Raw genomic sequence first — 14,766 nt, 5'->3', positions numbered from 1 at the left:
TACAACAACCGGAGACAAGACCATGAACATCACCCTCTCGCGCACTGCGCTCGCCATCGCACTCGGCACCGCCTTCGCCAGCACCGGCGCCTCGGCGCAGGTGTCGGACGACACCATCCGCATCGGCTTCATCAGCGACATGTCGGGCATCTACCGCGACTACGACGGCCCGGCCGGCGCGGAGGCCATCCGCATGGCCATTGCCGACATGGGCGGCGCCATCGACGGCAAGAAGATCGAGCTGGTCACCGCCGACCACCAGAACAAGCCCGACATCGCCGCCGCGAAAGCGCGCGAGTGGTTCGACGTGCAGAAGGTCGACATGCTGATCGCAGGCGTCAACTCAGGCGCGGCCATCGCCATGGCGGGCGTGGCGGCCGACAAGAAGAAGCCGTACTTCGTGGTCGGCTCGGGCGCCTCGAGCCTCACCAACGAATACTGCTCGCCCTACACGGTGCACTACGCCTACGACACAGTGGCGATGGCACGCGGTACCGCGACCGCGGTGGTCAAGGCGGGCGGCAAGAGCTGGTACTTCGTTACCGCCGACTACGCCTTCGGCGCCGCGCTGCAGACCGATGCGGCCAAGATCATCAACGCCAGCGGCGGCACGGTGGCCGGTTCGGTGAAGCACCCGTTGGGCGCGAGCGATTTCTCGTCCTTCATGCTGCAGGCGCAGGGCTCGAAGGCGCAGGTGCTGGCGCTCGCCAATGCGGGCGGCGACACGGTGAACGCGATCAAGTCGGCGGCCGAGTTCGGCATCAGCAAGAACATGAAGCTGGCCGGCATGATCATCACGATCAACGACGTGCATGCGCTGGGCCTGAAAACCTCGCAGGGCATGTACCTCACCGACAGCTGGTACTGGAACCAGAGCCCCGAGGCGCGCACCTGGGCGCGGCGGTTCTTCGACAAGCACAAGCGCATGCCCTCCTCCTTCCATGCCGGCGACTACTCGGCCGCGCTGCAATATCTGCAGGCGGTGAAGGCGGCCGGCAGCGACGATGCCGACAAGGTGATGGCGCAACTGCGCAAGACGAAGTTCAATGACATGTTCGTCAAGGGCGGGTGGCTGCGCGACGACGGCCTCATGGTGCACGACATGCAGCTGATGCAGGTGAAGACCCCCGACGAATCGAAAGAGCCGTGGGACTACTACAAGGTGGTCGAGCCGATCCGCGGCGAGGCCGCATGGACGACGAAGGCAGAGAGCCGCTGCGCGCGGTGGAAATCATGACCCTCTTGAGTGTGCAACGTGTCGCGGTCGTCGGCACCGGCGTGATCGGTGCGAGCTGGACCGCGTATTTCCTTGCGCAAGGGCTCGACGTGAACGCGACCGATCCATCGCCCGGCGCCGAAGACAGGTTGCGCGCCGCCGTCGCGCAGCACTGGCCGACGCTGGAGCGCTTCGGCCTTGCCGAGGGTGCCTCGATCGACCGGCTGCGCTTTCACGACAGCCTGGAAGACGCGGTATCGGTCGCCGACTTCGTGCAGGAGAACGGCCCCGAGCGCATGGACTTCAAGATCGATCTGTTCCGCCGCATGGACGCGGCAGCGCCGCCGGAAACCATCCTCGCGTCGAGTTCGTCGGGGCTTGCGATCAGCGGTGTTCAGTCGGGCTGCGCGCATCCGCAGCGCGTGGTGCTCGGTCATCCGTTCAATCCGCCGCACCTGATTCCGCTGGTCGAGGTGATCGGCGGCGAGAAGACCTCGGCCGAGGTCATCGAACGCACGATGGCGTTCTACACGGCCATCGGCAAGCGGCCGATCCATGTGAAGCGCGAGGTCAAGGGCCACATCGCGAATCGGCTGCAGGCTGCGCTGTGGCGCGAGGCCTTTCACCTCGTCAACGAAGGCGTGGCGAGCGTGGCGGACATCGACACGGCGATCGCGCACGGCCCCGGCCTGCGTTGGGCTGTGATGGGGCCGTTCATGAACCTGCATCTGTCGGGCGGTGCGGGCGGCATCGAACATGTACTCGCGCACCTGGGCGGGCCCATCGAAGATTGGTGGAAGGACCTGGGCGCGCCGTCGATGACGGCCGAGCTCAAGCAGAAGGTAGCCGCGGGCGTCGCAGAGGAACTGGGTGCGCGCCGCACAGCCGACCTCGAAGCCGCACGCGACACCCTGCTGTTAAACCTGATTCGCGCGAAGACCGACACCGGCAAACTCGACTGACATGACCGATTTTCTCCACGACGAAGGCCTGATCGCCCCGCCCCGCACGGTGCGCATCGACTTCGACGACGGCTCCTTCGCACTGCGCTCGCCGCAAACGCTGAAGCCCTATGCGCGCTGCATCGGCGAATGGATCGAACGCTGGGCGCGCGAGACGCCCGATGCGCTGGCGTTCGCGGAACGCGACGAGAGCGGCGAAGGCTGGCGCAAGCTCGACTACCGCGCGCTGCGCCACGCCGTCGGTGCGGTCGCGCAAGGCTTGCTCGACCTGAAGCTGCCCGCGGGCCAGCCCATCGTGATCCTCTCGGACAACGCGATCGACCACGCGGTACTGATGCTCGCGACGATGCACATCGGCCGCGCCGCGTGCTCGCTCTCGAGCGCGTACTCGCGCATGGCGAAGGACCCATCGCGGCTGCACGGCATGCTGAAGGCGCTCGGGCCTTCGTTGATCTACGCATCGGACGCCAAGGTGTACGGCGGCGCACTCGCGGGCTGCGGTGTCGAGGCCGTGACGGTGTTCAGCCGCGATGCCGACGCGCATCCGGGCGCGATGGCCTTCGATCAATTGCTCGCGGCGAAGGAAACGCCAGCCGTGATGGAAGCCTTCGCAGCCATCCTTCCCGACACGCACGCCAAGTACCTGCTGACCTCCGGCTCCACCGGCAAGCCCAAAGTCGTGATCAACACGCACCGCATGCTGTGCGCCAACCAGCAGATGATGGCGCAGACATGGCGCTTCCTATCGGAAGAAAAGCCGGTGCTGGTCGACTGGCTTCCATGGAGCCACACCTTCGGCGCGAACCACAACCTGCACATGGTGCTGTGCCATGGCGGCGCGCTCTACATCGACGAGGGCCGGCCTGCGCCGGGCCTGATCGAGAAGACGGTGCGCAACCTGCGCGAGGTGAAGCCGACGCTGCTGTTCAACGTGCCGCGCGGCTTCGACATGCTGCTGCCCTTTCTCGAAGCCGACGACGCACTCGCCACCGAGGTGTTCTCGCGGTTGCGCCTCGCCTTCTATGCGGCGGCCGCGCTCGCGCCTTCCACATGGCAGCGGCTCGAAGCGGTGGCGCAGCGCGTGCGGCCCACGCGGCCGCTGTGGCTCACCACCTCGTGGGGCGCGACCGAGACTTCGCCTGCCATCACCTCCGCGCACTGGAAGCTCGACGGCGCCGGCTGCATCGGCGCGCCGCTGCCGGGGCTCGAGCTCAAGTTCGTGCCCAACGGTCAGAAGCTGGAGATGCGGGTCAAGGGCGTGTCGGTGTTCCCCGGCTACCGCGATGCGCCACGTGAAACGGCGGAGGCGTTCGATGAAGAGGGCTACTACCGCATCGGCGACGCCGGCTTCCTCGCGAACGCCGCGGAGCCCGCGCACGGCGTGATCTTCAACGGCCGTGTGGCCGAGGACTTCAAGCTCTCGACCGGCACCTGGGTCTCGGTGGGCACGCTGCGCGTGAAGCTGGTGTCGATGCTCGCGCCGCATGTGCAGGACGTGGTGCTCACCGGCCACGACCTCGACGAGATCGGCATGCTGGTGTTCGCCAGTCCGCAGGCCGCATCGCTCGCGCCCGAGGCGTTGGCCGAACGCATCGCCGGCGTGCTGCGTGCGCTGCGCGATGAAGGCGCGGGCTCGTCGCAATGCCCGGCCTGCGCGCTGGTGCTCGCGGAGCCGCCGAGCCTGGACGCGGGCGAGATCACCGACAAGGGCTACATCAACCAGCGCGCGGTGCTCGCGCGGCGTGCGGCCGATGTGGCGCGCCTGCATGCGGCGGACCCGGACCCGCAGGTGGTGCGCCTGCGCGGCTGATCAGGACGGCTGCTCGAACAACGCGAGCAGCGTGTCCTTGACCCACTGGTGCAGCGCCGAGGTCTCGTGCCGCTGGTGCCAGAACAGTTCGATGATGCGCGGCGGCGCCTCCAGCGGCACCGGCACCATGCGCAGGCCCGCGAGGCGCGAGGGTTCGAACTTCTCCGACCACGGCAGCACCGCGAGCAGGTCGGAGCGGCGCACCGCCTCGTACGCCGCGCCGTAGTGGTTCACTGTCGCGACCAGGTTGCGCTGCAGACCGCGGCTGCGCAGGAACAAATCGTAGGTCGGCGTGGTCTTGCCGACCAGGCTCACATCCACATGCCGCGCCGCGAGGAATTTCTTCAGCGGAATCTTGCCCGTGCGCGCCAGCGGATGTCCCGCGCGCATGAAGCAGAGGAAATCGGGTGACCACAACGCCCGCGACTTGAGGAACGCGGGCCGCCGCACCTCCTCGTTGTAGACGCTGATCGCGAAGTCGGCCTTGTTGTCGGCCAGCACCGGGCCGAAGTCCACCAACGTGTTCGGAATGGCATGAACCTGCATCGACGGCGCGACCTTGCCCAGCCGGGCCGCCAGCCGCGGCACCACGATCGAGGATACGTAGTCGGACATCGCGATGCTCACGCTCGCGGTGCTGCGCAGCGCGTCGAAGCGCTCGTCGTCCATCGTCGCGCGGATCGCATGCAGCGACTGCGACAGCGGCTCCCAGAGATCGATCGCGCGCCGGGTCGGATTGACGCCCGCGCCGCTGCGCACGAAGAGCGGATCGTCGAAGGTGTCGCGCAGCCGGCGCAGCGCATTGCTGACGGCGGGCTGCGTCAGCGACAGCTTGCTGGCTGCGCGCGTGACATTGCCTTCGGTCATCAGGGCTTCGAACACCTTCAGCAGGTTGAGATCGGCATTGCGGTAGTTCATCGTGCGTCCCGTTCATTCACCGACTCAATAAACACAATCACGCATATAAATTTGCGGTGATATCCCCCCGATCCTACGATCTGCCGCTTCACCCCACCCCACCTGAAGCCGAGGGATTCCCATGACCATGCTGTCGGCGCGCATCGAGCGCCTACCCTTCTCTGGTTTCCATCGACGCCTGCTCCTCATGGGGGGCCTCGGCTACACCTTCGACGCGATGGACGCCGCGGTGATCGCCTTCGTGCTGCCGGTGCTGCGCACCGAATGGGGGCTGAGCAGCGTGCAGATCGGCGTGCTGGCCAGCGCGAACTTCATCGGCTTCTTCTTCGGCGCGCTCGCGGCGGGCGCCTGCGGCGACCTGATCGGGCGGCGCAAGGTGATGATGTCGGCGCTCGCGATCTATTGTGTGGCCTCGCTCTTCAGCGGCATGGTCAACGACTGGACGCTCTTCCTCGCGCTGCGCATCGTGGCCGGCTTCGGCGCCGGGGCCGAGAGCGCGATCATCGCGCCGTACCTCTCGGAATTCGTGGCGCGGCGATACCGCGGCACCTTCACCGGCGCGCTCGCGGGCTTCTTCTCGTTCGGCTTCGTCGCCGCGGCGCTCTTGGGCTACTTCATCGTGCCCGCGCACCCGCAGGGCTGGCGCATCGTCATCTTCATCACGGCGCTGCCGGTGGTGCTGTTGCTGTGGTGGCGCCGCGCGCTGCCGGAGTCGCCGCGCTGGCTCGAGAGCCAGGGCCGCGCCGCCGAGGCGGACGCGATCATGGATGCGATGGAGTCCGACCACCTGCGCCGCGGCCAGGCGCTGCCCGCGCTCAATGCCGAAGACGTCGCCGCCCCGCCGCCCAGCACCACGCGCGGCAACCTGCTGACGAACTACGCAACGCTGGTCTCCAAGAAGCTCATCCGCATCAGCACCATGACCTGGCTGATGTGGCTGTCGATCACCTTCAGCTACTACTCGTTCTTCACCTGGATTCCGAGCCTCCTGATCCAGAACGGCATGACGATCACCAAGAGCTTCGGCTATTCGCTGGTGATGTACATCGCGCAGATTCCCGGCTACTTTTCGGCCGCGTGGTTCAACGAGCGCATCGGCCGGCAGGCCACCATCGTGAGCTACATGCTGCTGGGCGGTCTCTGCGCGCTGGGGCTCGCGTTCACGCACAGCGATGCGCAGATCATGGCGGCGGGCGTGCTGCTGTCCTTCTTCATGAACGGCACGTACGCGGGCGTCTATGCCTACACGCCCGAGGTGTTTCCGACGCAGGTGCGGGCGACGGGCTCGGGCCTGGCCTCGGCCATCGGGCGCATCGGCGGCATCACGGCGCCGATCCTGGTGGGCTTCATCTACCCGACCGCCGGCTTCGCGGGTGTGTTCGGCATGACGACGGCGGTGCTGCTGCTGGGCGCGGCGGCCGTCACGTTCATGGGCATTCCCACACGCGGCCGCTCGCTCGAAGACATCGCGGCCGGCGAACTTTCCTGACGACTCCGACAACCATGCAATCGACATCTCTCGAAGACTCACTGTCGGCCGTGGCACTCGCCCACGCCGACATCGCCCAGCCCCACGCCACCTTCGATGCCATCGACAAGGCGGTGGCGGCGACCATCGGCCACCGGCTCTTCACCATCCTGGTCCATCACCGCCAGGCGCGCGAATCCGAGCGCGTGTACACCAACATGCGCGAGGCCTACCCGGTGGGCGGGCGCAAGCCCATCACCGATTCGCCGTGGATGCAGCAGGTGATGCAGCAGGGCCTGCCCTACATCGGCCGCAACGCCGAGGACCTGCGCGACGTGTTCTATGACCACGAACTCATCGTGTCGCTCGGCTGCCGCAGCGTGCTGAACATTCCGCTGCGCTGGCAGGGCGAGACGCTCGGCACGCTCAACATGCTGCACGAGGAGAACTGGTACGGCGACGGCCACGTCGAGCTCGCGCGGGTGTTCGCGCAACTGGCGGTGCCGGCCGTGATGGCGCAGCAACAGACCAAGGAATCCATCGCATGACGAACACGGTCCTTTTCAAGAACGCGAACCTGCTCGATCCGCTGCGCGGCGAACTGCTCGAAGGCCACGACATCCTGGTCGAAGGCGGCGTGGTCCGCGAGGTCTCCGACAAGCCGCTGCAGAGCAAGGCCGCGCGCGTCATCGACGTCAAGGGCAAGACGGTGATGCCCGGCCTCATCGACCTGCACGTGCACGTGATCGCGGTGGAGCTGAATCTCTCGCGCCAGGTCCACATGCCCAACGTGCTCATCACGCTGCGCAGCGTGCCCATGCTGCGCGGCATGCTGCGCCGCGGCTTCACCACGGTGCGTGATGCGGGCGGCGCGGGCTTCGCGTTCAAGCAGGCGGTGGATGCGGGCCTTGCGCAAGGGCCGCGTCTGTTCGTCTCGGGCCGCGCGTTGAGCCAGACGGGCGGACACGGCGACATGCGCGGGCGCTCCGACTTTCTCGACCCGGCGGCCACCTGCTCGACCTGCGTGCGCGTCGGGGCACTGGCGCGCGTGGTCGATGGTGTCGATGCGGTGCGCCGCGCCGTGCGCGAAGAGCTGCAGATGGGCGCGGACCAGATCAAGATCATGGCCTCCGGCGGCGTGGCCTCGCCGACCGATCCGGTGGGCGCCTTCGGCTACAGCGAGGACGAGATCCGCGCCATCGTGGAAGAAGCCTCGGGGCGCGGCACCTACGTGATGGCGCACGCCTACACCGCCGCCGCCATCGCGCGCGCCGTGCGCTGCGGCGTGCGCACCATCGAGCACGGCAACCTCGTGGACGCGCCCACGGCCGCGCTGATGGCCGAGTTGGGTGCCTATGCGGTACCGACGCTGGTCACCTACGACGCACTCGCCAATGAGGGCGAGAGCTTCGGCCTGCCGAAAGAGAGCGTCGCCAAGGTGGCAGACGTGCGCGAGGCGGGCCTGCGCTCGCTGGAGATCTACAAGAAGGCCGGCGTGAAGATGGGCTTCGGCTCCGATCTGCTGGGCGAATCGCAGCGCCTGCAAAGCGACGAGTTCCGCCTGCGCGCCGAGGTGCTGTCGCCGGCCGAGGCGATTGCGAGCGCCACCGTGGTCGGTGCCGAGGTGCTGGGCATGCCGGATCGCCTCGGTCGTCTCGTGCCGGGCGCGCTGGCCGACATCCTCGTGGTCGATGGCAATCCGCTGCGCGATGTCGAATGCCTGCTGGGACAGGGCGAGCGCATTCCGCTGGTCATGAAGGAAGGCGTGGTCCAGTTCGACGAGCTGGGCTGAAGCCCCTGGCCGCGGCCGTGGCGGTCAGGCCTGTGCGAACCACGTGCGCCACAGCTTGCGCGCCTTGTCCTGGTAGCGGCGCGTGACGGCCTGCAGCGCGATGCGCGGCGCCGGCGACATGAGTTCGGCCGGCAGCAGCGGATCGCGGATGAGATGCGCGATGACGGCGCGCCCGAGCAGCAGCGACTCGCGCACGGCCGCTTCGAGCGGTAGCCTGTCCAGCCGCTTCTCGCTGCGCTCGATGCCGGTCTGCAAGCGCCGGTAGCCAGACGTCAGCGCACGCACGTTCCACAGCTTGCGCGCGGCGGCCTGCGTGGCTTCGTCCATGTCGGCGAGGCGAAACACCAGCGCCTTCGAAGACAGGCCGAGGCCTTGCAGTTGTTCGCGCTCGGCCGCCAGCCCGCCCCGGAGGTTGTCGGGCCGGATGTGCAGGCCTGTCTGCAACGGGGCAAAGCCGCGCAGCGACAGCGCCAGGCCATGGTGGCGCCAGGCCGTCTTGTCCGAACGCGGCACGCCCGCGTCGTGCACCGCGAGCCAGTCGTTGCGCCATGCGACGGCCTGCGCGCCGCGCTGCCGCCAGCCATCGACCGCGCGAGACAGCGCCGGCCCCGCGCGGTTGAGCGCATAGCTGCCGCGCTCGCTGCGTTCGATCTTGCCGTCGCTCGCAAGCCGCGTGAGGCCCACGCGCAGCGTCGATTCGCCGATGCCCATCAGGGCGCCCGCGCGGCACAGCGACTGTGCGCTCAGCATCCCGCTGTGGGCGACGAGCAGGTCGAGGATCAGTTCCGGCGCGCTCGGAATGGCGACCGGGACATTGCATATTTTTTCCACGTTTGCACATCGGAGAAATATTTCCTACGATGAACCAGAGCTATTGAGTAAGTAATTTTGCCTCCAAGGGAACGCGAGCATGGCTATGGAATACGTGACCTATGACACGGATCGGGCGGTCTGCACCCTCACGCTAAACCGCCCCGACAAGCGCAACGCCGTCAACGGCATCGTGGCCGCCGAACTGCGCGAGGCCTTCGAACGCTTCGAGTCCGACGACGCGCTGCGCGTGGCGATCCTCACAGGCGCGGGCGGCCATTTCTGCGCCGGCGCGGACCTGGGCGCTGTCGGCAACCCGGACGAACGCAACGAGCTCGACCCCGAGGGCGGCGGCAGCGGGCCGATGGGGCCAACGCGCATGGCCTTGTCCAAGCCATTGATCGCGGCAGTGAACGGCTATGCGGTGGCGGGCGGCCTCGAACTGGCGCTGCTCGCCGACCTGCGCGTGGCCGACGACGACGCGGTCTTCGGCGTGTTCTGCCGCCGCTGGGGCGTGCCGCTGATCGACGGCGGCACGGTGCGGCTGCCGCGCATCGTGGGCATGGGGCGGGCGCTCGACATGATCCTCACCGGTCGGCCCGTCTCCGCCACCGAGGCGCTGGCGATGGGCCTAGTCAACCGCGTCACGCCACCGGGCGGCGCGCTCGCTGCCGCACGGGAACTGGCGCTGCAGATCGCCGCGTTCCCGCAGCAATGCATGCTCGCCGACCGCCGCTCCGCCTACGAACAGTGGGACTTGCCGCTTGCCGACGCGCTGCGGCGCGAAGGCGCGCAGGGCGTGCCGATCGTCTTTGCCGAAGGCGAAGCCGGCGCCGCGCGCTTTGCCGGCGGCGCGGGGCGGCACGGCGCGTTCAAGCGCTGATTCAGGCGCGCCTTCGCAGCGCGGTGCGCAACGCCTTCGCGAAACGCGGGTCGACCATCGCGCCGACGTTGAAGCGCGACCAACGCGAGACCTGCGTCGAATCGACGCTGAAGATGCGCCCTGGCGCCATCACGATCTTGCGCGGCAGCAGTTCCTTCGCGAACGCCAGCGAGTCGGCCACGCCGGGCAGCGCCGCCCAGATGTAGAGCGACTGTGGGGTGCGCGCGAAGACCTCCGCATCGACCGAATCGAACAACTGCAGCGCCTTGCGCGTGGCTTCGCCCAAGCGGGTCTGCAGGCGATTGAGATGGCGCTGGTAGTGGCCTTCGCTCAGGATCACATCGACCGTGCGCTCGCTGTACTCGGAGCTGCTCACGTGGATCAGTGCCTTCAGGTCGGCGAGGTCGCTCGCGAGGTCCGCCCCGCAGGCGATGAAGCCCACGCGCAGCGCTGCCGAGAACGACTTGGAGAAGCTGCCGATGTAGATCGTGCGCTCCAGTTGATCCAGCGCAGAGAGCCGCGGCAGTGCGGTCGGTTTGAAGTCGGCCAGCGGATCGTTCTCCACGATCAGCAGGTTGTATTTCTGCGCGAGCTGCAGCACGCGGAAGGCCTTGGCCGGCGAGATATCGGAGCCCGTGGGGTTGTGCGCGAGCGACTGGGTGAAGAAGAGGCGCGGCCGCTCGGCGATGAGTAGCTGCTCCAGCATGTCGAGGTCGGGTCCGTCCGCCAGGCGCGGCACGGCCAGCATCTGCGCACCCGCGAGCTTGAGCTTGCCAAACAGCGGGTAGTAACCCGGGTCGTCCACCAGCACCTTGCCGCCCGGCGGCACGAAGTAGCGGATGACGATGTCCATCGCCTCGTTGGCGCCGTGCGTGAGCACGATCTGCCGCGGCTCGGCGCCGATTCCGAAGTCCGCGAGCTTGCGCACGAGGTGGTCGCGCAGCGGTGCGTAGCCGAAGCGGCTGCCGTAGCGGAACAGCGCACCGAGCCCCGTGCGGACGACTTTGGGGTGGTATTTGTCCAGCCGCACGTCGGCGAGCCATTCGACGGGCGGAAAGCCGTCGCCCACGGCGACCGCATCGGGCTGCGTCTTGAGTTGCTCCCGCATGAGCCACACGATGTCCATCGCGCGGCCGAGGCTGCCCGCGTCTTCCTCGGGTGGCTTGGGTTTCGACTGCGCGAGCACAAAGTAGCCGGAGCCGCGCCGCGGCTCGACAAGGCCGCGCGACACCAGTAACTCGAACGCGGCCACCACGGTGTTCTTGGCATAGCTGTGCAGTTGCGCGAGTTCGCGGAGAGACGGCAGCTTGTCTCCGGCCTTGTAGGCGCCGCTCGCGATCTGGCGCGCGAGGGTGTCGGCGAGCGAATCGGCGATCGTTGTCATGGGCCGAGACTGTGACACAGCGGGCCGCTTAAACGGGTCACTGTCCGCACTGTCCCGCCAAACTGTGCCTTCCGCCGGCGGTACAGCCGACCTAAATTGCCTGCTCCCGAATTTATCTTCCCAAGAGACAAGCAACGATGGTCGCCGACTCCCGCATTCCCAATTTCCGTGCCCTCACGCCCGCGCAGCGCTTCGCCCACATCGCCAAGGCCGCATCGCTCACCGACGACGAGGTCGCCCTGCTCGCCCAGCCCGGCGCGCTGAGCGTGGACCGCGCCAACGGCATGGTCGAGAACGTGATCGGCACCTTCGAGCTGCCGCTGGGCGTGGCCGGCAACTTCACCGTGAACGGACGCGACTACCTAGTGCCGATGGCGGTGGAAGAACCTTCGGTGGTCGCAGCCGCATCCTTCATGGCCAAGCTGGCGCGCGAAGGCGGCGGCTTCGAGGCCTCGAGCACCGGGCCGCTGATGCGCGCGCAGGTACAGGTGATCGGCATCACCGACCCCTACGGCGCACGGCTCGCGCTGCTGCGTGCGCGCGACGAGATCCTGGCCGTGGCGAACAGCCGCGACAAGGTGCTGATCGGCCTGGGCGGCGGCTGCCGCGACATCGAGGTGCATGTGTTCGGCGACACGCCGCGCGGCGCGATGGTGGTGATGCACCTGATCGTCGACGTGCGCGACGCGATGGGTGCGAACACCGTCAACACCATGGCCGAGGCGGTGTCGCCGCTGGTCGAGAAGCTCACGGGCGGCACGGTGCGCCTGCGCATCCTGTCGAACCTGGCGGACCTGCGGCTGGCGCGTGCGCGCGTGCGGCTCGCACCTTCCGTGCTGGCCACGCGCGAACGCAGCGGCGAAGAGGTGGTCGAGGGCGTCATCGACGCCTACACCTTCGCAGCCATCGACCCCTACCGCGCGGCGACGCACAACAAGGGAATCATGAACGGCGTCGACCCGGTGATCGTCGCGACCGGCAACGACTGGCGCGCGGTGGAAGCCGGCGCGCATGCGTACGCCTGCCGCAGTGGCCGCTACACCTCGCTCACCACGTGGGAGAAGGACACGAGCGGCGCGCTGGTCGGCACCATCGAGATGCCGATGCCGGTGGGCCTCGTCGGCGGCGCGACGAAGACACACCCGCTTGCACGGCTCGCACTGAAGATCCTCGACGTGAAGTCCGCGCAGGAGTTGGGCGAAGTCGCCGTAGCCGTGGGCCTCGCGCAGAACCTCGGCGCCTTGCGCGCGCTCGCCACCGAAGGCATCCAGCGCGGCCACATGGCGCTGCATGCCCGCAACATCGCGTTGGTCGCGGGCGCCATGGGCGACGAGATCGACAGCATCGCCAAGCAGATGGCCGCCGAGCATGACGTGCGCACTGATCGCGCCGTCGCGCTGCTCGAAGCATTGCGCAAGAAGTAAGCAGAAGGCGGGAGAGCCCCGCACAACGGACCGCGGCCGATACCGCGGCGGCCACGAAATTGGCCGTCACATAACCAAGACGGAGACATCACAAATGAACGCAGACAGCGCAACGCCCACACGGTGGCGGCTGGGGGAGATATGGGGCGACACAGCCGACCTGGGGCACCTCGCCTGGTCGATCGTGATCGGCGTCGCGGTGAGCCTCACCGGCTACCTCGTGGCGAGCCGCGTGCTCGCGAGCGTGGTGAGCACGCCCGAGTTGGCGCGCGCCTACGCCATGCTCGCGGGCCTCGGCGGCTGCGTGGTGTCGGGGGTGATCTGCGCGAAGCTCTTCGCACCGAAGCGCGAAGTGGTCGAGGGCACGGACCCCGATCCGCGCTGGCGTGAAGAGGTGCTGGCCGAACTCGCTGGCGAACACGGCGACCTGGGCTCCGTGGACGACCTGCCGCCCTCGGTGGTGCGCGAAATGAAGGAGCTCGAAATCTACGACCTGTTCGCGTCGTACAAGCCCCGCGCCAAGAGCATCGAAGGAGCCACCTCGTGATCGAAGCCGCACTCCTCAATCAGATCCTCGTCGCCACCGGCATGGGCCTCGTGGGCGCCATCGTGTTCGCGGCCATCGGCCTCGTCTCGGGCACCGACGAAACCACCACGCTCGCGCCGCTCACCCTGCTGGTGGTGCTGCTGGGCGTGCCGCCCGAAGGCGTGTTCACCTTCTTCCTGGCGGCTGCGGTCGCCAAGCACATGACGCATGCGGTGCCCACCGCGCTGCTCGGCATTCCGGGCGACACCATGGCCACGCCGCTGCTGCAGGACGCCAACGTGCTGCGCAACCTGGGCGTGCCGCACATCGCGCTGCGCAAGATGGTGTCGGGCGCGATCATCGCGGCCTTCATCGCGGTGCCGCTGGCCGTGCTGTTCGCGGTGCTGCTCGCACCCTACGGCGCGGCCATCACCAAGGCGGCGCCGTGGATCTTCGTGGTCGCGGCCGTGGCCATCGCCTATTTCTCGAGCGGGCGCTGGGCATCGGTCGCCACGCTGGTGCCGTTCGTGATGGTGATCGTGGCGCTGCAGGCGCTCACCGGCAAGTACGGCGTGAAGCTCAGCATCAGCTACTTCCTGGGCATCGCCATCGGACCGTTGGTGGCCGACCTGTTCTCGGTGATCTCGCCCGCGGCGCGTGCGCGCATGAAACGCGACAAGGTCCGCACCTTCTCGCTCGCGCCCGATGTGAAAGGCTGGACCGGCTACTTCCCGAACCCGTTCAAGGTGCTCGACCGCACGCAGGTGAAGTGGACCTTCGCGACCGCCACGATCTCCAGCGCCACCTTCGTGTTCAGCCCGGTCGCGATGACCGTGGTGCTGGGCGAACTGGTCGGCTCACGCATCAAGCACGCGTACCACCGCCTCACCACCACGCTGGCCGCGCGCAACGGCGTGACCGAGGCGACCTACATCGCCGAGGCGCTGATCCCGCTGATCGCCATCGGCCTGCCGCTGAGCCCTGTCGCGGCCGGCCCCGCCGCACCGCTCTTCAACGCGCCGCCGGTGTTCACCATCGATTCGGCCACGGGCCAGACCCACAACCTGCACAACCTGCTGAACCACTGGGAGTTCCTCGGCTACGGCATGCTGGCCGTGGTGCTCGCGGCGCTGGTGGCTTACCCGTTCACGATGAACTTCGCGCGCCGCGCGGCGCTGTTCGTCTCGCGCAAGGTGAGCCACGAGGCGATCATCGCGACCTTCGTCGGGTTGATCGTGGTGATCAGCGTGTGGGAAGGCCAGCTGCTCGGCTTGCTGGTGATCCTCACGATGGGCCTGCTCGGCGGGCTGCTGTCGCGCGCCATCGGGTTCAACACCGGGGTGCAGTTCATGGGCTACTACACGGCGGTGCTGACGGTGCCGGCGGTGATCAAGGCGTTTTCTTAAGGCTGGATTGTTCGGGGCGGCGATCACGCCGACGGGGTACACGGCGAAGCGAATGTCCCCCGGGGCTCCGCCCCTCCTCCTTGATTTCGCTGCGCAAGGCACCCCATCGGCGTGCTCGTTATCGGTGCAGCGGTTGATCGGCCCGCACAACGGCAGCGCTCTGTGTG

Annotated in this window: 13 protein-coding genes; 10 read left to right on the top strand and 3 right to left on the bottom strand. The window is 67.9% G+C overall.

Going from position 1 to position 14,766, the window contains the following annotated elements:
* Positions 1-22 precede the first annotated feature (22 nt).
* From QFZ83_RS29160 to QFZ83_RS29150, 3 genes are read left to right on the top strand one after another with little or no spacing between them, the layout of a single operon-like run.
* Positions 23-1,237 (top strand): ABC transporter substrate-binding protein, encoded by a 1,215-nt coding sequence (locus QFZ83_RS29160; RefSeq protein WP_307511862.1) that lies wholly within the window; start codon positions 23-25, stop codon positions 1,235-1,237.
* Entirely contained in the window at positions 1,192-2,178 is a 987-nt protein-coding gene (locus QFZ83_RS29155; protein WP_373457517.1) for a 3-hydroxyacyl-CoA dehydrogenase NAD-binding domain-containing protein, read from the top strand. The genes QFZ83_RS29160 and QFZ83_RS29155 overlap by 46 nt, the downstream gene beginning before the upstream one ends.
* A gap of 1 nt (position 2,179) precedes the next feature.
* Entirely contained in the window at positions 2,180-3,988 is a 1,809-nt protein-coding gene (locus QFZ83_RS29150; protein ID WP_307511858.1) for a feruloyl-CoA synthase, read from the top strand.
* Here the strand turns inward: QFZ83_RS29150 and QFZ83_RS29145 are convergent, their stop codons facing one another.
* Positions 3,989-4,906: a LysR family transcriptional regulator gene (locus QFZ83_RS29145; RefSeq protein WP_176661047.1), complete on the bottom strand. Its 918-nt coding sequence runs from the start codon at positions 4,904-4,906 to the stop codon at positions 3,989-3,991. It abuts the gene before it with no gap.
* A gap of 121 nt (positions 4,907-5,027) precedes the next feature.
* Between QFZ83_RS29145 and QFZ83_RS29140 the strand changes: the two genes are divergently transcribed.
* From QFZ83_RS29140 to QFZ83_RS29130, 3 genes are read left to right on the top strand one after another with little or no spacing between them, the layout of a single operon-like run.
* On the top strand, positions 5,028-6,395 hold the full coding sequence (locus QFZ83_RS29140; protein ID WP_307511855.1) for an MFS transporter: 1,368 nt from the start codon (positions 5,028-5,030) through the stop codon (positions 6,393-6,395).
* Between the two features lie 14 nt (positions 6,396-6,409).
* Positions 6,410-6,922 (top strand): GAF domain-containing protein, encoded by a 513-nt coding sequence (locus QFZ83_RS29135; protein ID WP_307511853.1) that lies wholly within the window; start codon positions 6,410-6,412, stop codon positions 6,920-6,922.
* Entirely contained in the window at positions 6,919-8,166 is a 1,248-nt protein-coding gene (locus QFZ83_RS29130; RefSeq protein WP_307511852.1) for an amidohydrolase family protein, read from the top strand. The genes QFZ83_RS29135 and QFZ83_RS29130 overlap by 4 nt, the downstream gene beginning before the upstream one ends.
* 24 nt (positions 8,167-8,190) lie before the next feature.
* Here QFZ83_RS29130 and QFZ83_RS29125 read toward each other — a convergent pair whose 3' ends face one another.
* Complete coding sequence (locus tag QFZ83_RS29125) at positions 8,191-8,997, bottom strand: PaaX family transcriptional regulator (protein ID WP_307511851.1); 807 nt, start codon at positions 8,995-8,997, stop codon at positions 8,191-8,193.
* Positions 8,998-9,082: 85 nt separating this feature from the next.
* Here QFZ83_RS29125 and QFZ83_RS29120 point away from each other — a divergent pair, with 85 nt between their 5' ends.
* On the top strand, positions 9,083-9,859 hold the full coding sequence (locus tag QFZ83_RS29120) for a crotonase/enoyl-CoA hydratase family protein (RefSeq protein ID WP_307512837.1): 777 nt from the start codon (positions 9,083-9,085) through the stop codon (positions 9,857-9,859).
* 1 nt (position 9,860) lies between these two features.
* Here the strand turns inward: QFZ83_RS29120 and QFZ83_RS29115 are convergent, their stop codons facing one another.
* Positions 9,861-11,243 carry a PLP-dependent aminotransferase family protein gene (locus QFZ83_RS29115; protein WP_306882853.1) on the bottom strand — a complete coding sequence of 461 codons (1,383 nt, stop codon included), beginning with the start codon at positions 11,241-11,243 and terminating at the stop codon, positions 9,861-9,863.
* Positions 11,244-11,380: 137 nt separating this feature from the next.
* Between QFZ83_RS29115 and QFZ83_RS29110 the strand changes: the two genes are divergently transcribed.
* From QFZ83_RS29110 to QFZ83_RS29100, 3 genes are all read left to right on the top strand, one after another.
* Positions 11,381-12,667: a hydroxymethylglutaryl-CoA reductase, degradative gene (locus QFZ83_RS29110; RefSeq protein WP_307511850.1), complete on the top strand. Its 1,287-nt coding sequence runs from the start codon at positions 11,381-11,383 to the stop codon at positions 12,665-12,667.
* A gap of 94 nt (positions 12,668-12,761) precedes the next feature.
* The gene (locus tag QFZ83_RS29105; protein WP_307511849.1) at positions 12,762-13,214 is read left to right on the top strand and encodes a hypothetical protein; all 453 of its coding nucleotides are present in this window, start codon (positions 12,762-12,764) and stop codon (positions 13,212-13,214) included.
* A complete protein-coding gene (locus tag QFZ83_RS29100) occupies positions 13,214-14,599 on the top strand; it encodes a tripartite tricarboxylate transporter permease (RefSeq protein WP_041943119.1) in 1,386 nt (461 codons plus the stop codon). The genes QFZ83_RS29105 and QFZ83_RS29100 overlap by 1 nt, the downstream gene beginning before the upstream one ends.
* Positions 14,600-14,766: the final 167 nt, after the last annotated feature.

This window comes from Variovorax sp. W1I1, from assembly GCF_030815625.1.
Classification (GTDB): domain Bacteria; phylum Pseudomonadota; class Gammaproteobacteria; order Burkholderiales; family Burkholderiaceae_C; genus Variovorax; species Variovorax paradoxus_C.
The sequence above is the reverse complement of the archived record's forward strand: the minus strand, read 5'-3'. Positions and strand labels throughout refer to the sequence as shown.